This is a genomic window from Zavarzinella formosa DSM 19928 (assembly GCF_000255705.1).
GTDB classification, from domain to species: domain Bacteria; phylum Planctomycetota; class Planctomycetia; order Gemmatales; family Gemmataceae; genus Zavarzinella; species Zavarzinella formosa.
The window spans coordinates 312,661-330,445 of the sequence record NZ_JH636443.1 but is presented as its reverse complement, the minus strand read 5'-3'; the positions used below and the strand labels follow the sequence as shown (position 1 = coordinate 330,445).

General features: G+C 60.0%; 18 protein-coding genes. 9 read left to right on the top strand and 9 right to left on the bottom strand.

Annotation, left to right across the window (positions count from 1 at the left end; translation table 11 throughout):
* Positions 1–380: 380 nt before the first annotated feature.
* Positions 381–716: a hypothetical protein gene (locus BGIM_RS0126710; protein WP_157369443.1), complete on the bottom strand. Its 336-nt coding sequence runs from the start codon at positions 714–716 to the stop codon at positions 381–383.
* A 231-nt stretch (positions 717–947) separates the two neighbouring features.
* Between BGIM_RS0126710 and BGIM_RS0126705 the strand changes: the two genes are divergently transcribed.
* Positions 948–1,226, top strand: coding sequence for a hypothetical protein (locus BGIM_RS0126705; RefSeq protein ID WP_020472770.1), 279 nt, complete (start codon positions 948–950; stop codon positions 1,224–1,226).
* A 29-nt stretch (positions 1,227–1,255) separates the two neighbouring features.
* Here the strand turns inward: BGIM_RS0126705 and BGIM_RS0126700 are convergent, their stop codons facing one another.
* On the bottom strand, positions 1,256–2,116 hold the full coding sequence (locus BGIM_RS0126700; protein ID WP_020472769.1) for a secretin N-terminal domain-containing protein: 861 nt from the start codon (positions 2,114–2,116) through the stop codon (positions 1,256–1,258).
* 190 nt (positions 2,117–2,306) lie between these two features.
* Between BGIM_RS0126700 and BGIM_RS0126695 the strand changes: the two genes are divergently transcribed.
* The 3 genes from BGIM_RS0126695 (at position 2,307) to BGIM_RS0126685 (ending at position 5,281) form a co-directional block, all read left to right on the top strand.
* Positions 2,307–3,305 carry an isocitrate/isopropylmalate dehydrogenase family protein gene (locus tag BGIM_RS0126695; protein ID WP_020472768.1) on the top strand — a complete coding sequence of 333 codons (999 nt, stop codon included), beginning with the start codon at positions 2,307–2,309 and terminating at the stop codon, positions 3,303–3,305.
* Positions 3,306–3,427: 122 nt separating this feature from the next.
* Entirely contained in the window at positions 3,428–4,798 is a 1,371-nt protein-coding gene (locus BGIM_RS58330) for an ABC transporter permease subunit (RefSeq protein ID WP_020472767.1), read from the top strand.
* An 87-nt stretch (positions 4,799–4,885) separates the two neighbouring features.
* Positions 4,886–5,281 (top strand): hypothetical protein, encoded by a 396-nt coding sequence (locus BGIM_RS0126685; protein WP_157369442.1) that lies wholly within the window; start codon positions 4,886–4,888, stop codon positions 5,279–5,281.
* 311 nt (positions 5,282–5,592) lie between these two features.
* On the opposite strand, the gene BGIM_RS0126680 is transcribed toward BGIM_RS0126685, so the two are convergent.
* A complete protein-coding gene (locus BGIM_RS0126680) occupies positions 5,593–7,314 on the bottom strand; it encodes an outer membrane protein assembly factor BamB family protein (protein ID WP_020472764.1) in 1,722 nt (573 codons plus the stop codon).
* Between the two features lie 82 nt (positions 7,315–7,396).
* Positions 7,397–8,083, bottom strand: coding sequence for a 7-cyano-7-deazaguanine synthase (locus tag BGIM_RS0126675; RefSeq protein ID WP_020472763.1), 687 nt, complete (start codon positions 8,081–8,083; stop codon positions 7,397–7,399).
* Between the two features lie 82 nt (positions 8,084–8,165).
* On the opposite strand from BGIM_RS0126675, the gene BGIM_RS0126670 reads away from it, so the two are divergent.
* Both BGIM_RS0126670 and BGIM_RS0126665 read left to right on the top strand, forming a co-directional pair.
* Positions 8,166–9,686: a sugar ABC transporter ATP-binding protein gene (locus tag BGIM_RS0126670; protein WP_020472762.1), complete on the top strand. Its 1,521-nt coding sequence runs from the start codon at positions 8,166–8,168 to the stop codon at positions 9,684–9,686.
* A gap of 144 nt (positions 9,687–9,830) precedes the next feature.
* A complete protein-coding gene (locus BGIM_RS0126665; RefSeq protein WP_020472761.1) occupies positions 9,831–12,122 on the top strand; it encodes a tetratricopeptide repeat protein in 2,292 nt (763 codons plus the stop codon).
* 109 nt (positions 12,123–12,231) lie between these two features.
* On the opposite strand, the gene BGIM_RS0126660 is transcribed toward BGIM_RS0126665, so the two are convergent.
* Complete coding sequence (locus BGIM_RS0126660) at positions 12,232–12,819, bottom strand: CesT family type III secretion system chaperone (protein ID WP_020472760.1); 588 nt, start codon at positions 12,817–12,819, stop codon at positions 12,232–12,234.
* Between the two features lie 258 nt (positions 12,820–13,077).
* Between BGIM_RS0126660 and BGIM_RS0126645 the strand changes: the two genes are divergently transcribed.
* The 3 genes from BGIM_RS0126645 (at position 13,078) to BGIM_RS52555 (ending at position 14,246) form a co-directional block, all read left to right on the top strand.
* Positions 13,078–13,443, top strand: a complete 366-nt coding sequence (locus BGIM_RS0126645) for a hypothetical protein (RefSeq protein WP_020472758.1) — start codon at positions 13,078–13,080, stop codon at positions 13,441–13,443.
* Positions 13,444–13,534: 91 nt separating this feature from the next.
* Positions 13,535–13,996 carry a TIGR03067 domain-containing protein gene (locus BGIM_RS0126640; RefSeq protein ID WP_020472757.1) on the top strand — a complete coding sequence of 154 codons (462 nt, stop codon included), beginning with the start codon at positions 13,535–13,537 and terminating at the stop codon, positions 13,994–13,996.
* 4 nt (positions 13,997–14,000) lie between these two features.
* A complete protein-coding gene (locus tag BGIM_RS52555; RefSeq protein WP_020472756.1) occupies positions 14,001–14,246 on the top strand; it encodes a Uma2 family endonuclease in 246 nt (81 codons plus the stop codon).
* A 33-nt stretch (positions 14,247–14,279) separates the two neighbouring features.
* On the opposite strand, the gene BGIM_RS0126630 is transcribed toward BGIM_RS52555, so the two are convergent.
* From BGIM_RS0126630 to BGIM_RS0126615, 4 genes are all read right to left on the bottom strand, one after another.
* Positions 14,280–15,395: a TIGR02996 domain-containing protein gene (locus tag BGIM_RS0126630; protein ID WP_020472755.1), complete on the bottom strand. Its 1,116-nt coding sequence runs from the start codon at positions 15,393–15,395 to the stop codon at positions 14,280–14,282.
* A 264-nt stretch (positions 15,396–15,659) separates the two neighbouring features.
* Positions 15,660–16,106 (bottom strand): PIN domain-containing protein, encoded by a 447-nt coding sequence (locus tag BGIM_RS0126625; RefSeq protein ID WP_020472754.1) that lies wholly within the window; start codon positions 16,104–16,106, stop codon positions 15,660–15,662.
* A complete protein-coding gene (locus BGIM_RS52550) occupies positions 16,103–16,414 on the bottom strand; it encodes an antitoxin family protein (protein ID WP_020472753.1) in 312 nt (103 codons plus the stop codon). Before BGIM_RS52550 ends, BGIM_RS0126625 begins: the two co-directional genes overlap by 4 nt.
* A gap of 119 nt (positions 16,415–16,533) precedes the next feature.
* Complete coding sequence (locus BGIM_RS0126615) at positions 16,534–17,700, bottom strand: pyridoxal phosphate-dependent aminotransferase (protein WP_020472752.1); 1,167 nt, start codon at positions 17,698–17,700, stop codon at positions 16,534–16,536.
* Between the last annotated feature and the right edge of the window lie 85 nt (positions 17,701–17,785).

Genomic DNA, 17,785 nt, shown 5'->3' with positions numbered 1-17,785 from the left:
CCCCCGGATGACCGGCCAGCCGGTGTCAAAAAGTTTACACATTGGACACCCTAAAAGAAAAAGGGAACCCGGCGAAAGCCCGGCTCAACAGTCGGCGATTGAAGTGATTTCGGAGCGAAGCGACCTTGTTCTTGGCGAGCCGAGCGGCGTGAGCCGCCGGGTGGCTTGCTGTGGTCGAGCCGCCTCCCCTTTACTCAGCCGAACTCAAACCCGTGGCAGAAGCCCCTTCCTTGCCGGAAGCCACCCGGCGGCTCACGCCGCTCGGCTCGCCAAGAACAAGACCAGCCTTTGAAAACCCAAAAGCGCAACTTCGAAAGTTGCGCCTCTGGCCTCGCCGGGGCAAACGCATCATCAAATACTGATGCGTTTGCCCCGGTGCCTCATTGAGAGCCTGCCGTTCGATGAGGAAAGCCGAAGATGGTGTTCAAACCCATCTCCGAACCATCGGGCCAGACCGGCATGGCCGCCCCCCGTTCGATCTCGGCCAACAACATGCTGTGCAGAAATCTGGCCGTGAGCATCAACGCCTGAAGCGATCCCTCCCCGAAGAATTCCTGCGGCCCGTCCCAAATTCGCAACCCGGTCGCCTCGGCCAGACAGCCCCAGTCCCCTTTGCCGTCCGGGTGTGGTTGCGGACGGCCAATGCGAATGTGAACAGGGACCAGTTCCCCGTCCGGGTATAGAAGATCAAGCCGTTGTTCCGCGATCACGTCCATTGATGTCCCCGATTTGCCCGGCATGAGGCGGCCAGAACCAATCCCATCCATTCTGATCATCTCTCGGCGGCTTGGCCATATCGCCAGAGGGTCACAACCCAGCCGGTCAGCCTTCACATCAAAGCCATTCTGGGATGTTTTTCTGCCCTCACAAAACGGCTTTCATCCCGCACTCCAAATTCCCCCTCGGTGTAACACCTATCCTCGGTTCCTCCCGCATGAGGAATCCCGATGAATCGATTGATCCTGTTGGCAGCCTTGCTCTTCGCCTCGCCAATCTTCGCCCAGAGCGTGACGATGCCGGCTGTCGTAAACGTCCAGCCGGGGCGGCTGGCGGCGGTACGGATTGTCCTTGACGGGGATGATCTCAAGCGGGATGTCCCGGCCGAGCTGGATTGCTTCCGCGAATACTCGCCGGATCCGAAGGATGTGTGGTTACGGGCGCAGGGGCGGACCAAGGGAACCTATCGTTTGGCGGCCGTGACAAAAGGGGGAAGTTCTCCGAGTTGACATCCTTCCACCCCGGTCGAAACCGCTGATTACTCCACTTGCTTCCCCTTGCCCGTCGAACCGATCACCTTGGCGCTGACGATGATTACCGAGACGGTGGCGCCGGCTTTCCCCTCCACCCGCACGGCTCGGGCGACGACGGTTTTGCCCGGTTGGATGTTCAGTTTCGTGGCGAGGCTGATGGTGTCCATCCCTCCGGTGGAGGCTTCGTCGCCGGAGTCGGCGGGCCGGAGTTTGGTGTCTTGCACGCTGAGATCAAGGGTGATGGCGTCGTTCGTCACCACACGGGCGGTCACTTGAATGGTGGTGCCAATCGAATGATAGGTGATCGATTTTCGCACTGGCGCGGCGCCTCGCGCGCCGGGGCCGCCGCCACCGGGGCCGCCGTCGAACCCGCCGCCGGTCATGCTGGTGACGACGGGCTTGTTCCCGCCCGTGGTGCTGCTGACAGGGTGGCCTTCGATGGCGGTGAGGGTGACTCGCTGCCCGCTGCCGGCTTTCACCAAGTCGGCGGCCTTGGCGATTTCGGCCGGGGTCAACTCGGCCCCCTCCCGCTTCGGCACTTCGGCCAGGATGATCTCCACCTCCACGGACCTCGGCGAGCGGTCCAGGATTTCGATCATTTTCAGCGCCTCGTCAACGGAAGCCGGCGGGCCGCTCAAAACGAGGGAATTGCCGGACGGAGAGGCGAGAATTTCCACATCGCCCTTGAACAACTTGCCCGCCATTTCCGCCAGCGACGCCGCGTCGTTGTTCTGGATGGGAAAAATGACCCGCTGGGGCTTCATCGGCGGCGGCGGGGCGGTCGGCTTGGGGCCGTCCGCGCTGGCGGCGGGAACGAAGGCGAACAGGGCCATCATCAACACAACACGGGTCGGTGGCATTCGCATGAGAGAACCTCGTTGAGTTTGAGAAGCCGATTGTAACCCACCGAATCGGGGCACGCCATGACCACTGTCTTATCGTTACAAGACTCTCATCGCTCCCTCATTCTTGCGGCCCCGGCGGCAGGAGGACGGCGGGCATCGTTTCGCCATTTTTGCGCTTCCCCTATCATGATTCCCAAGGAGGGCTGACATCATGCAGATTGTGTTGATCCCCGGTGACGGGATCGGGCCGGAAGTCACGGATGCGGTGAAAAAAGTCGTCGCGGCCTCGGGCGTGAAGATCGACTGGATCATCGGCCCGGCCGGGCTGGATGCCGCCGCCCAGTATGGCGATCCGTTGCCGGAATCGACGCTCGATCTCATTCGCAAGCATCGCGTCGCCCTCAAGGGGCCATGCACCACGCCGGTGGGCAAGGGCTACCGAAGCATCAACGTCAAGCTGCGGCAAAGCCTTGATCTGTTCGCCAGCGTGCGGCCTGTGAAAACCTTGGAAGGGGTGAAGACCCCCTTCGAGGATGTGGACCTGATCGTCGTCCGCGAGAACACCGAGGGCCTGTACGCCGGGTTGGAGCATCAGGTGATTCCCGGCGTGATCGAGAGTTTGCGGGTCATCACCCGCGCGGCCGCCGAGCGGATTGTGCGGTATGCCTTTGAACTCTCCCGCAACCAAGGCCGGCACCGCGTCACCTTCTGCCACAAGGCCGATGTGATGCGGATGAGCGACGGGCTGTTTTTGAAGTGCGCCCGTGAAGTGGCCGACGAATTCCCGTTCATCGACTTCAACGAAATGCTCATCGACAACGTCTGTCTGGAGATCGTCCAAGACCCGACGAAGTTCGATGTGCTGGTGATGGAAAATCTTTTCGGCGATGTCATCAGCGACCTGTGCGCCGGCCTCGTCGGCGGGCTAGGCGTGGTGCCGGGGGCAAACCTCGGGGCCAGATACGCGGTCTTCGAGGCCGTCCACGGCAGCGCGCCGGACATCGCCGGGAAGGGGCTGGCCAACCCGATTGCCTGCCTGCGTTCCGGGGCCATGATGCTTGACCATGTCGGCGAACGGGATGCCGCCGCCCGCATCGAGGCCAGCGTGCGGACGACCTTGCAAAAGGGCATCGGCCTCACCCGCGACCTCGGCGGCGACGGCAACACGGAAACGATCACCCGTGAGTTGATCCAAAACCTTTCTGCTTGAGTGGCGCCGGGCTTGGGCTGCTGAAAAGTAGGTCAGGCTTTCTAGCCTGACAGGCTCGTCAGGCTAGAAAGCCTGACCTACTTTTTCAGAGTCTGGTTGGTGGGCGCCGGAGTCTGACAAAAATGGCCAATGTCGTCCTTCTGATCGCCCGGCGTGAGATCCGCGACTTGTTGCGGGACCGCCGGACGTTGATGATCGTGCTGCTCCTTCCGGCGCTCCTGTATCCCGCCTTCATCGTCGTGGGATTGGGTTTCGCCGCCTCGTTGATGGATCAAAAAACGATCATCGGCATCCAAGGGGCCGGGCAACTGCCGAAGGTGAAATTCCACCCGGAGGCTTTCGTCGTCGGCGGAACGTACATCGCCGAGGCCGACCGCCGGTTGGACGACCCGGCGATTCTGACGGAAGAGGGCCAATTCCGCACCCGGTACGTCTCGCGCAAAGCGGGCCAGACTGTTTTGAAAGTGGTGCTGCTGGAAGAGCCGCCCGAGGAAGCCTTGCAGGCCAGACGCATCGACGCGGCCATCATCATCCCGCCGAATGTGTTGAAGGATTTGGACGAAGGCAAACAACCAGAAATCCGCGTGTTGGGCCGCGACGGCGACGAGACATCCAAACTGGCCGTCAAACGGGTGGAAGACATTCTCGGCAGTTGGTCCGACGACGTGCGGACGGTGCGATTCGCCCGCAAAGGGCTGCCGCTCGACTTCGACCAACCGCTCAAGATCACCACGCCGGACGCGGGCAAAAGCTCCGATGTGAAAGCCGCCGACGAACTGCGGGACGTGATGATCAAGTTCCTGCCGTTCCTTCTGGTGATGTGGACAATGGCCGGGGCCGTGCATCCCGCCATCGACCTGACGGCCGGTGAAAAAGAACGCGGCACCATGGAGACGCTGCTCGTCTGTCCCGCCAGCCGACAGGCAATTGTGGCCGGGAAATTTCTGGCCGTGTTTGCGTTTAGCTATGGCTCGTCGCTGTGGAACCTGATGTGGATGACCGCCGGGGCAGTCACCATCGGCCAGTTCCTCGCCGGTCCGATCATCCTCTTGGGTGGCTTGGCGTGGGCGGTGATTCTGGCCATCCCGCTGGCGGCTCTGTTTAGCTCGCTCTCCATCGGCCTGGGGGCGTTCGCCCGCTCGACCAAAGAGGGACAATATTACCTGTTACCCATCATGCTGTTCACGCTGCCGCTGAGCCTCTACGCGATGACCCCCGGCGTGAAGCTAACCCCCGCCCTGAGCGCCATCCCGATCTCCGGCCTCTCGATGATCCTGCAAAACCTCCTCGCCGTCTCCGGGGAACCGGTGTCCGCCCTCAGTTGGTTCCTCGGCGTCGGCTCCCTGCTTGCCTGCGTCGGCATCGCCCTTGCCTGGGCCTCCTGGCAATTTAGAAGAGAAAACGTCCTCTTCCGGGGCGAAACCGGCCTGACGCTCAAGGGTTGGTGGAAAACGATCATGAGCCGGGCGGATGAGGAAGAGGAAGCCGCTTGATCAATGCCGCGCCGCCAATTCCTTGAAGACATTTGAACGCCGGGCCGGCGTGGCCGCCCGATATTGTTTTCAACGATGAAGGACGTCATGCCCTCCCAAGCCCTCTCGCAGCGCGCGACGATTGTGTTTGTTCTTCTGGCGTGGCTCAGCCCGGCCGTGTCCGGCTTGACCTTGCTGCTGTTCTTAATGCAACTCAGCCAGATGGCCGACGAGAAACAGGCGGTGAATCAACAGCTTCCACAACATGACCGGGCCGCGTTTGCGGAGGCCAAGCGAAACGAGCAAGACAAGCTTCAAGGAGCCGTCGCGCTGACGGTTCTCGCCAGTCTCGCCGGGGGTGTGTTGGCCGTGGCCAGTTTCTTCGGCATCCGAAAGGCCACTTGGTGGATGATCCTGCCGGGCGCCATTCTCGGCCTCGTTTCGGCCGGGGTTGTCATCGTCATCGCCGGGTTCGTGTTAATGATCTCGGGGATTCGGGTTTGATGGCGTGCCGGATGACATCAGCAACCTGTCTCGCAACTCGCGCTGGCGTGTTTTTGGGGTTTCGCTTTGTTAGGTTTCAAAAGATTGGTATTGGCGAGCCGAGCAGCGTAAGCTGCCGGGTTGCTTCCGGCAGGGAAGACGCATCAGCCACGGGTTTGAGTCTGGCTGAGTAAAGGGGAGGCGGTTCGACTACCGGAAGCTACCCGGCTCCTCACGGAGCTCGGCTCGCCAAGAACAATCTTTTGAAACCCAAAAAACGCAACCCCAAAGCAAACGAGGGCAATGCGATTTCCAGTCGAATCCCCCCCTCATCACTTCGCCACCGTCAAATCATAACAAGCCATTTCCTCCGAGTTGCGGACATACAACCGGCCGCGATTCACCACCGGGTGGTTCCAAGTCTTTTTGGCGAGGGCCTTGAAGCTCGTTTGCTCGACGTAATCATCCCCCGTGGGTACGACCAGCGCCACGGCGCCGTTTTCGGCCATCACCAGCAGGAGGTTTTGCTCCGGGAGCGCCAACACCTGGCCAAAGCCGTATCTGGTGCCGGCGTTCCATTTGCGGCGGCCGTTGGCCGGGTCGATGCAGACGAATGCCTTGTCGTCGAAGCCGAAGACCAGATTGTTGTGAATGACCGCGTCGTTGTAATACGGCTTCAACTGGCGTGATTCCCAGACGGAGGCGATGTTCCAATCATCACCGGATTTGGTGATTTTCAACCGCCGGGTGCCGACGCCGTAGCCGGTGCCGAGGAGCAATTCATCGTTGCCCAAAAAGATTGGTTGCGTGGAACGATTGGCGGGTGTTTTCCAAGAATACGCCCACAGGACTTTGCCAGTCTTGAGTTCAAAGGATTCGAGGCCGAAGTCGCTCACCATCAACAGTTGATCGACCCCCGCCAGTGTGGCCCGATGGGCGGTGCAGTAGCCGTGCGTCCCTTTGCCGGCGGCCCACGCGAGGGTGCCATCATTCACATGGAAGGCGGCCGTCCCCTTGCCGGTCGCGCCGCCGTTGGTGAAGACGACGACCAAGCCCTCGGCGACGTATGGCGAACTGGCATATCCCCAGAAAGCCGGCGGCGGGGTCGTCTCAGTGACGGCGGGCACTTCCACTTCCCAGATTTTCCGGCCGTCACGGACATCGAGCCGGGTTAATTTGCCCGTGGCCCCGAAGGCGAACACGCTGTTGTCGGCCACCGTGGGGGTCGCCCGAGGCCCGGCCCCGGAGATGGCCTCCGCGAATCGGCCCGGCGTTTCGTAAGACCAAGCTTCCGTTCCCGTGTCGGCTTTGAGGCAGACGATGGCCTCGTTGTCGCCGCGTTGCTCTTGGGTGAAGAGATAATCACCGACCACGGTGAACGATCCCCAACCCGGCCCGATACGCTTTTTCCACACTTCTTTCGGCGGCGTCTTGTCCCAATCAGTGCGAATCTTCGTGCCGGTCACGCGGCTATCCTGCGTCGGCCCCCGAAATTGCGCCCAGTCGGCCGGGGTGATTTTCAGCGTGTCAATCGTCACCGCTTCGCCCGATGAAGAGCGTTCGGCCATTGCCAGTTGCTCGGAAGTCTTGGACCAACGCCACGAAAGTTCCGGGGACAGGTCGGCACTGGCGCCGTCGATCCGCACGGCCCACGTCGCCGCCACGGCCACCAGCAGAGCGACCGGGACCGCCCAGCGGGTGACGGGCCATCCCAACGGCCGCGTGAGGGAGGCCGCCAGCAGCCACAGCGTGGTGGCGAAGATCATCGAAATGACAACATTCATCCCAAGACTAAAGTTCGGGTACAGCGCGATGGCGGCCGCCACGTCGCCGATGAACAAGAGCGGCGGTATCCAGCGCATCGGCCCCCGGACTTTGCTAAACGTCACCCACCAAAGACACGTCGCCAGAATGGACAGCACCCAGCCGCCGAACATCCCCATGAAATGCAGTTGCTCACGAGGGGCAATCAACGCCGGAACAAACGACGCGAAGACGATCATTGCCAGAATCAGAACGGCGGGATAGACACGGGGACGAAAATCAGATGACATTGGCAACTCCCTCTTCCTTCGGGCGACGAAAAGACATGAACTCAAGACTTGGCGTTATTCAGTATTCGCCGCAGCGCCGGTTTTATTTCGACGCATATTCTGTCGGGTCATTTACGCCGGCCTCGGCAAAGGCGTGCTGGCGTTCGGCACATTTGTTGCAGTGGCCGCAGTGGGCGCCGTTCACGGGTCGGATGCACGAAAACGTGAACCCCAACGGCAGACCGGCGCCGCGTCGGATCACCTCGACTTTGCTGATGACCCGATATGGCGTGATGACGCTCACATTCCCCCCCACGGCCCGGTTAACCACGCCGCTCATCTCGGCGTAGAACTCCGGCGTGGCATCCGGGAAAGGATTGGCCTCCAGCGGGGCCATCGCCACCGCCGGGATGTCTCGGAGATGGCACCAGATCAGCGCCTTAGAAAGCAGGATCAAATTACGGCCGGGGAGAAATACCGCCTCGTCCGGGCTGTTTTCGTCCGGCACATCTTTGCCGGTGATTGACCAATGCTGGCCGTAAATGTCCTCTACCGGAAAGCGGAAGGTATGCAGCGGTTTCAACACATCACAGGCGATGGCCTTCAAAAAGCGTTGCAGATGGCCCAGTTCGATTTCATCCCACGCGGACCCCGTGCGCACATAGAGTGGATGCACGGCCGGATAATGCCGGGTCGCCTCGGCCAGCATCACGGCGCTGTCCAACCCGCCGCTGACGAGGACGGCCAGCGCGTGATCCGCAAATTGCGGAGGCCACGAATGATTGTTCATGGAGATTTTTTAGCCAATTTCCGTTCTGAAATCCTCATTTTTCAGATGAACTTGCCGAAGCGGGAGACGATAATCCCCCGATATGACCTCTCCCTTGCTTGAAGTACGCGGGGCTTGCAAACGCTTCCCCGGCGTCGTCGCCCTGGACACCGTCTCCCTGCATGTCAACGCGGGGGAAGTCCTCGCCCTTGTCGGCGAGAATGGGGCGGGCAAATCCACCCTGATGAAGATCCTCGCCGGCGTTTACCAACCGGACGACGGGCAGATGTTCCTCGACGGCCAGCCCGTCAAATTCGCGGGCGTCAACGACGCGATGGCCGCCGGCATCAGCCTCATCCATCAAGAATTGAACCTCGCCGAAAACTTGGGGGCAGCGGCCAACATCTTCCTTGGCCGGGAGAAACTGGCCTTCGGCGGCTTGTTGAAAAACGCCGAGATGGCCGAGATCACCCGCGAGTTTCTCACCCGTGTCGGCTTGTCGGCCGACTTGGTTCACGTTCCCGTCGGCCGGCTGGCGCCGGGGCAAAAGCAACTCGTCGAGATTGCCCGCGCGCTGTCGCTGAAGGCCCGCGTCATCATCATGGACGAGCCGACCTCCAGCCTCACCCAGCGCGAAACCGACCGGCTTTACGAAGTGATCGACGGCCTGCGGGCCTCCGGCGTCGCCATCATCTACATCACGCACCGGATGGCCGAGATCAAGCGGTTGGCCGACCGCGTGACGGTGTTCCGCGACGGCAAAAACTCCGGCGAACTGGCGAAAGCCGAGATCACCCACGGGGCGATGGTTCGCCTGATGGTCGGCCGCGATTTGAAGCACGCCTACCCGCGCACCGAGAACCGGACCAAAACGCCGGTCCCTGTGCTGGAAGTGCGAAACGTCCGCTATCGGGGCGGCCCGGTGGAAGGTGTATCGTTTAAGATCTTCGGCGGCGAAATCGTCGGCATGGCCGGCCTCGTCGGCGCCGGTCGGACGGAACTCGCGGAAGCCCTGTTCGGCCTGCGCCCCATCACCGGCGGGGAAGTGTTGATTGATGGGCACCCGATTGCGATTCATCATCCGAAAGATGCCGTCAAAGCCGGGTTGTTGATGGCCCCGGAGGATCGCCGACTCAATGGGTTGGTGCTGGAAAAAAGCGTCGGCTTCAACTTCAGCTTGCCGAACATGGATTTGCTCTCCCGCAACCTGTTGGTGAAAACACGGGAAGAACGGACGACGGGCCTCGACCTGATCCAACGCCTGCGGGTGAAAACGCCCTCCCTCTCCCAAGTGGTCGGCCTGCTCTCCGGGGGGAACCAGCAAAAAGTGGTTCTCGGCAAATGGCTGGCCCGCAAGCACCGCGTGCTGATTCTGGACGAACCAACACGCGGCGTGGATGTCGGCGCCAGAAGCGAGATTTACGCCCTGATGGACCAACTAGCCCTCGAAGGCGTGGCCGTGTGGATGATCTCCAGCGACCTCGAAGAAGTCCTGGGCATGAGCGACCGGGTGCTGGTCCTCCACGAAGGCAAACTGGCCGGCGAACTGCCACGAGCGGGACTATCCGAGCAAGTGGTGATGAATCTGGCCACTGGATCGAAAGAGGATTTGGCGGCCAAGTGAGAGGCCAAAGACTTCGACCCAAAACACCTTCCTTCGTTACTTTCCCTTCATTCTTCATCCTTTCCATCTCCGGGTTGGCAAGATTTAACGACAAGGGTATGATCGGTTCGGCTGGATTGCCCGTTTGCCGGGGAGGGATGTCTCATGACCACGTTCCGTCGGTTGGCGTTTGTCGCCCTGTTGGTTGTTGTCGGGAATACCTCGGCCCAGCAAACACCGGAAGGGCGGCCCGCTTTTCTGGAACCCGGCACCCCCTCGCAGGCCGAACTGGACCGGCAAAAAGCGGATAACCTGCTGCGGGAAGCCCGGACCCTCTACGGGGTTGGCGTTCTTCACCGCCGGCAGGACCGGATGATCGAAGCCACCAAGATGCTTGAGAAAGCATTGGCGGCCGACCCGGAATCGACGGAAATCCGCAAGACCCTGATCCCGTTGTTCATCACCTTGGGTCGAGAAGACGAAGCCCTCGCGCTCGGCCGGGAAGTCTTGCGCTCCCGCCCGACGGATGTGGGCGTCTCCTTCCAAACGGCCCGGTTGCTCCGGGGGGCGGGCAAGTTTCCGGAGGCCATTAGCGTCCTGCAACGGGCCAGTCAGGGCAAAGAAGCCGAGGCCAAGCCCGAAGGCTTGTTGCTGATGCTCTCGGACTTGTACGACCTGCACGAGCGAGACGAAAATTATGCCGCCGGGGCCGACGCCCAAGAGCGGATCATCCTGACCATCGCCGCCCACCGGGAGCAACTCCTGTTCGGCAACGGGTTTACGAAGGACGACTTGCTTAACACGCTGGCCAAGGCCCACGAACGGCTCGGCCGGTGTTGTCTTCACACCAAGAATTATGCTCGCGCGACCACGGCCTTCCGCACCGCCCGCGACACGTTGATGAAGGTGGACGATCCGGACGCCCGGCGGTTGGCGGGGCGGATCAACTGGAACATTTGCGAAATGGCCGCCGCCCAGGAGAAGTGGGCCGAGGCGATGGAAGCCCTCGACGCCTATTTGGAATTCTCTCCCACCGAATTGCCTCCTTATGAGAAGAAGGCCGAACTGCTCCGCAAGCTGGGCCGCGAACGGGATGTGGTTCCCGCCATTCGCAAACTCGCCACCCGCGAGGAGTTTCACCTTGGCGTTCAACTGCTGTTGGCGAAGGAACTCGGCAAAGACATCCGCACCCGACGCGAGGCCGAGCGGATGTGCCTCTCCTTGCTCGAAAAGCAAATCAAGCCGGACATCTACCGGACGCTGTTCAAGCTGTATCAATCCGAAGACCGGATGAACAAAGTCCTCGACCTGCTGGACGATGCCGTGCGTGTCGCCAATTCCAAAGAAGGCGAAGCCCGCCTCGAAGAACGGGAGGCCGCCCAAGAGCGGGCGAGGGCAATGATCACCGTGCTGCGGACGGAACCCGCCTTGGTGACCGCCCTGCTTCCGGTGTCGCTGGAGGAATTGCAACGGGTGGGCGAGAAGCGGAGCTTCCAGGCCGGGACATGGGTGTTCCTCGGCACACTGGCCGCCCGCGTCAAGCAACTGGACAAGGCCGAACTGTACTTCCGGCAATCGCTGGTGAACGTGCCTCTCGATTTGGAATATCAGGTGTATGCGGGGTTGCTGGAAGTGCTTCGGCTCGAAAAGAAGCACGAGGAAATCATCAAACTCTGCAACGAGGCCATCAACGGCCGCCGGCCCGCCAAGAACACCAATCTGTGGATGTTCCAAAGCTCGCTCGCCTCGGCCCACACGGAACTCGGAGATTTCACGGAAGCCCTGAAGGCAATCGACGCGGCGGTGAAACTCAGCTCTGAAGACACCAAGATGCGCACCCGCTGCCACAAGGCCGAGGTTCTGAGCCGGGCCGGTCGTCACCCGGAGGCGATTGCCGAATGTCAGGAAACGCTGAAGGAATTCCCCCGGCCGGATGCCATCCGCACGGTTCGCTACGCCCTCTCAAACTGCTATTCCAATCAAGGCGACCACGCCAAATCGGAAGAGCAGTTACGCCTTATTCTGGAGACGGACCCAAACGCCCCGCTGGCGAACAACAACCTTGGCTATCAACTGGCCGACCGGAACGTGAAACTGGACGAGGCGGAAAAACTGATCCGCCGAGCCATCGAACTTGAACAACTGATGCGCAAGGACGCCCCGGAAGAGGGCGAAAACGCTGCGTATCTCGACAGCCTGGGGTGGGTGTTGTTCCGTCGCGGCGAGATGGTCGAGGCCAAAGCGTGGTTGGAAAAAGCCGCCCTCCTGCCGGACGGGGCCGACGATCCGACCGTGTGGGACCATCTCGGGGATGTGTGCGCGAAACTCAACGACATGAACCGGGCCAAACAAGCCTGGCAAACCGCCTTGAAGCTCTATCAGGGCGCCCACAAGCGAAACAACGACGCCCGCCGGGTGGAAGTGGAAAAGAAACTGAAGACCCTGCCGACGGGATGATTTTCGGAATCGCCAAAAGCGAAGAGGGCATCGTCCGGGGAGAATCGGCCGCCCGATTCCCGACCCCGACGATGCCCTCTTCACCGGACACCTTTGAACCCGCGATCCGTTACTTCTTCGCCGTGTCTCCGGCGGCCGGGAATTCCCACAGATTGCGGAAGGCATCGGCCTTGTCGGTGACCAAGTCAACCAAATCTTCCAAGTCTTTCAGTTCAAGGCTTTTCAGAGGCACGGCCATCCGCAGGGCGAGCATGTTCGTCGCCGGGTCAATGGAGAAGCAGGGGATTTCGCCCTGACGGTTGGCGTTCATCAAATCCGCGAGCCACTTGGCGTCTTTCATGCGGCTGGCGTCCACCGTGAGGCATGGGAACTCAATCCAGACCCATTGATTGTTGACGCTCGGCACCACATCCAGATGCCACTTGCCCTTGTATCCCACCCGCAGGGTATGAATGCCGGGCCGTTGTTCCTTGGCGAGCATGAGCGTCTTGGAGCTTTCGATCATCTTCCCCAACTTGTCATAAGCGGTCGTGTCGGCCTTCTTCGCGTCGGCGGCCGGGGCGGCCTTGGCCTCGGGCAGCAGATCCTTCAAGCCGCCGGGGGACTTCTCGGGAACCGCTTCCTTTTGGGCCATCACCGGGCCGGCCAGCGTGCCAAGAACGATGATCGCCGCGATGTTGAGCAGAATCTTTTTCATGACCATTCTCCGATTTGGTGGTTATTGTCTTGTCGATGCTCCCCTTACCAGCCGGTGATGAATGTGTGACGAAGAACGTGGAAATTATTTTTGAAACGGGCCTCCGGCTGAATCTCGTGAATGTTTTTGACAGGCGTCTGGTCGTCGGTTAGAACGGGATTGTCGGCGGGTTTATCACATCAACATCCGTCGACTGAATCGCAAAAACAATGATCGGCCGCTTCAAATCAAACGACGGCCCCGGAACGAGGCGCCCCAATGCCATTCCAATTGACCTTCGATCCCGAACATCGGCTGGCCACCATCACCGGCTCCGGGCCGGCCGACGCCGCAGCCATTCGCGGCATCCTGTTGCAAGTCGTGGCCGATCCCGAATTCAAGTTCGGGTATCGAGTCTTGCTCGATGCCCGATCACTGGATTACACGCCCACGCCGGAGGAGACCCGGGCTTTTGTCGAGTTTCATATGTCCATTGAGGCCCTGCGAAACAGCAAAGTGGCGGTGGTGGTGGGCAAACTGGTTGATTTCGGGATGGCGAACATGTTCGCCGCCCTGTGCGATCTGGAGGACGCCCCGGTTCAGAGTTTTCAGTCGATCATCGCCGCCAAAGAATGGCTGGCCTGACTTTTTCGTCCTATGCGAAAACACTTGGATAAGACTGGAACCAAGTTGTCATTGAGATTAAATTCGCAAGGTAAATTCGAGGAAAAATCAGATGAAACGGGTAATCGCCATTTTCGTGGCCGTCATCATCATCCCGGCGGGCATTGCCGCCGAAGATGAAAGCAAGGCTGATTTGAGAAAAATGGAAGGGACATGGGAAATCGTGGCCTTTGAAATGTCGGGCAAGAAAATGGATGCCGGCAAAGGGTCATTGGAAAAGATCGTCATCAAGGATGGCAAGATGACCTTGTTCGCCGCAGGAATGGAAATCCCGACGTTCAAAGGCCTCAAACTTGAGCTAAACACGACCCTGAAACCCAAGGCGGCGGACATGCTGAGGGGTGAAAAAGAGACGCTGCCCTGCATCTATGAATTGACGGTGAACGAACTGAAACTGGCGATGCCTCTGGTTCCCAAAGACAGAAAGCCAGGCGAGAAACTGCCCCGCCCGGAATCCTTTGACAGCAAGGACAAACCATTCATGGTCTTGACCGCCAAGCGGGGCAAAGAATAGGGGTGTGAGATTCACAATCCATCTTGAGCCGAGCGAGGTCGGCTTCGACACAAACGAAAAGCGGCTTTTGTACGCCCGCAGCGGCATTGCCGAATATTGGGTGCTGGACATCAACGGCCGGCAATTGTTGGTTTATCGCCACCCCCTCGCCGGTGACTACGATTCCTCGCAAACATTTGGTCCGGCCGACACCGTCTCACCGCTGGCAGCCCCCACATCACTGGTCCGGGTGGCCGATCTGCTTATGTGACACGGCGGGGCCGTTTCAAAACGTCAGACATTGTCAGTAAAAGCCAATGTCGTATTGCGACCCCAATTCTGATTGAAGGATACTTTGCTTGAATTCCCGGCCAATCAACGGGCTGTATAGTTCAATCTCCGCTCCGGGGGCGAAAATCGGGGATTCCAGCAACGCTTTCGCCGCGTCTTCGCTGATGTAATTACCGCTCAGATTCAAGGAAACCAAATTTCGCAGGACGGACGATTTGGCAAGGGCCTCGGCGACCGAGTCCGTGAGACTCATGTAAGAGAGGTTCAAATGTTTGAGACGTTGAAGTCTCAACTTTTTGATGAACACAATCACACCGGGAATGCTTGTCTGGTTCTTCGCCAATGACAATCGTTGCAGGTTGCGCAAATGCGAGGAACCGCCGATGGCTTGAATACCCGATGCTCCCATTCCCACCGAACTCACATTGAGTTCTTCAAGACTGGCGGCTCGCGGATTTTTGGCGAGCGAGCCCAAGCCTTGGTCGCCAATGGGATTAAACGATAAATCCAAAGCACGCAGTCCGAGTAAATGCGGCGAACTCAGCAACGTCCGGGCCCCGTTGCTTTCGATATCAGTGTTGCCCAGCCGCAACACTTGAAATTGCTCCAGCCGGGGAGTGTTTGCCAATGACACCGCGCCGGCATTTTGGATCGACAGCCCGTGCAAATCCAATCCTCGCAATCCGTCAAGTCCGGGTGATTTGGCGATGTCGGAAATGGTTTGCCAATGGTTCCCCGTTCCCCGGACAACAAGCAGAGTCAAATGGCGAAAAGGCGGGCTTGCCAGCAGGCGATCAAGCCGACGGTTCTGATCGCGAGGAAGATCACCCTGCAAATGCAGCGAGCAAAACCACGGGGAATCCGGGAATAAATCAGAATCATCCCGGATCGTCAGCCAGCCCGCTTGACATCCGGCGAAGGGATGAAGTTTGGTTTGACTCGCTTCGGAGAAGGGAAAGAAAAGTTCGGGGTGACTGACACTGATTCGTAAATGTTCGGCAGCCTCTTCCTCGTCATGGTCTTGAATCCAATCCGCCAGAATCAGTCTCGGCGCCACATCCCACGGCGTCTCTTTGCACCGTTGCAGTAACGCCAGCCCTTCGGGGTCGTCCATCCATTCGGGCAGCATGATGGAGTCTCTGTGAGGGGGTGCCGGATGGAATCACTGTAGCCGTGATAATGCTTCCGCCAATACGCAACGATTGGCGAACCGGGTGGCGTCAGCGATTGCGGACTTGGGGGGCGCGCTCCGCTGCGAAGACTTCGCGTCGCGGCTTCACGGATTATCCCGGCGTCATCGACCGCAAGCCTTGCAAGCGTTCGCCGGCCGCTTTCAGAGGATGGATTCGACTATCTGGCAATCCGGCCAATCGAAAACCCTTGCAAAATCGTTTCAAGGAATGATGTTTTGCCATTCGTCGGCGGGCACATAGCGAGACAAGTGCGAAGCGTTTCCAGTGGCAATCATGACTGGGACGCCGAGCGTCAGCGCTTGGGCCGCCAGAATCACATCGCCGTCGAGGGCGGCGTCAGGAGCCGTCGGTTGACCGGCGTTGCGGGCTTGCGCCCAAAGATCGGCGGCCAGACGCATCGCTGGCGTGGAAAGAGAAAGATATTCAAGCCGTCGGCCCAAATCATCAAGGTTGGCCAACGCCTGAAAACTTGCCAGACGCATCAGCGACCGCCTGATTTCATAGTCGGCAATTTCGGCGACGATTACCCGCCGTCCCGCCGTCAGGAGGCTTTGAAGCCACGTTCGGCAGGCTGCCGCATGTGGCGGGTTTCGCGGATGGGCAAGGATTCCGAGCGGAGTGGAGTCCAGAACGATCACATCGCTCACGGCTCGGGAACCTCCGCCGGAAGCGATGGTTCCCGGCCTGACCAGCGCCGGTCTTCATTTAACTCGGCAATGATGTCATAACCGCCGTCATCCGGCGGCATCGTGGCCATCAGGGCGAACCATTCATCAATCGATTTGCATTCACTAACTCGCCGGGCGTATTCGACATCTTCTGTGGTCGGCAACCGCTCCGGTCCAATCGCCGGGAATGGGAGGACGGTCAGTTGGACTCGCTGCCCCTCGGACAGCCCCGGCGGCTCGGTTGGTCGAAACACGCCCCCCTCGAAGATGGCTGATATGGTGGTCATGATTTGTTCTCCCTTCAACCATCATGATAAGCGATCATGCTTGCAAACGGCGGAGGTTCAGCCATTGGCTTCCGTGGTCCGCGCTCCGCTGCGAAGACTCCGCGTCGCGGCTTCACGGCTTATTCCGGCGTCATCGACCGCAAGCCTTGCAAGCGTTCGCCGGCCGCTTTCAGGGTTTCGTCTTTCTTGGCGAACATGAAGCGGACCATTGTCTTGCCGAGTTCCTTCGGGGAGAAGAAACTGCTGCCGGGGACGGCCGAGACGCCGACGGTTTCGATCATGCGTTTCACGAAGGCGGTGTCGTCGTTCCAGCCGAGGGGGGCGATGTCGGTCATCACGTAGTAGGCCCCCTCCGGTTCATAGACTGTCAGGCCGGTGGATTTCAGCAGCGGGATGAACAAGTCGCGGCGGCGGGTGTAGTCCCGCTTCAGCTTCTCGTAATAGGCGTCCGGCAGATTCAGGGCGGCCACCCCGGCCATTTGCAGCGGGTGGGGGGCGCCGACGGTCAGGAAGTCGTGGGCCTTGCGGATGCCGGTGCTGATTTCCGGCGGGGCGATGCAATAACCGAGCCGCCAGCCGGTCACGCTAAAGGTTTTGGAAAGGCCGCTGATCGTCACCGTGCGTTCGGCCATCCCCGGCAGGGTGGCGATGCTCACGTGCGGGGCATCGTTGAGAATGATGTATTCGTAAATCTCGTCGGCCAGCGCGATGACATCATGCTTCTGGCACAGTTCGGCGATGAGCGTTAATTCTTCCCGCGTGTAGACGTGGCCGGTTGGGTTGTTCGGCGTGTTGAGGATGATGGCCCGCGTGCGGTCGGAGAAGGCCCGTTTCAGTTCGTCCGGGTCAAACGACCAGTGCGGCGGCCGCAACGGAACCCAGACGGGTTTGGCGCCGCTGATGATCGCGTCCGGCCCGTAGTTTTCGTAGAAGGGCTGGAAGATGATGACTTCGTCGCCGGGATCGACCAAGGCCAGCATCGTGGCCATCATGCACTCGGTCGCCCCGCAACAGACCGTCACGTTCAAATCGGGGTCGCACGGGATGCCGTTGAATTTCCTCGCCTTGGCGGCAATTGCCTGCCGCAACGCGGGGGCGCCCCAGGTGATGGCGTACTGGTTGTAGCCATCCTGAATGGCCTTGCACCCGGCGTCCTTGATTTCCTGCGGCGTCTCGAAATCCGGCATCCCCTGGCCGAGATTAATGGCCCCGTGCCGCATCGCCAGCCGGGTCATCTCCCGAATGACGGACTCGCTGAAATGGCTGACGCGATTGGCTAACTTCATTGGCAATCTCCGTTAAAACCCGGAAGGAATTTAACCGCGGAGGGCACGAGAGGGCACGAGAGAAGACAAGCACAGAAGAAAAGAA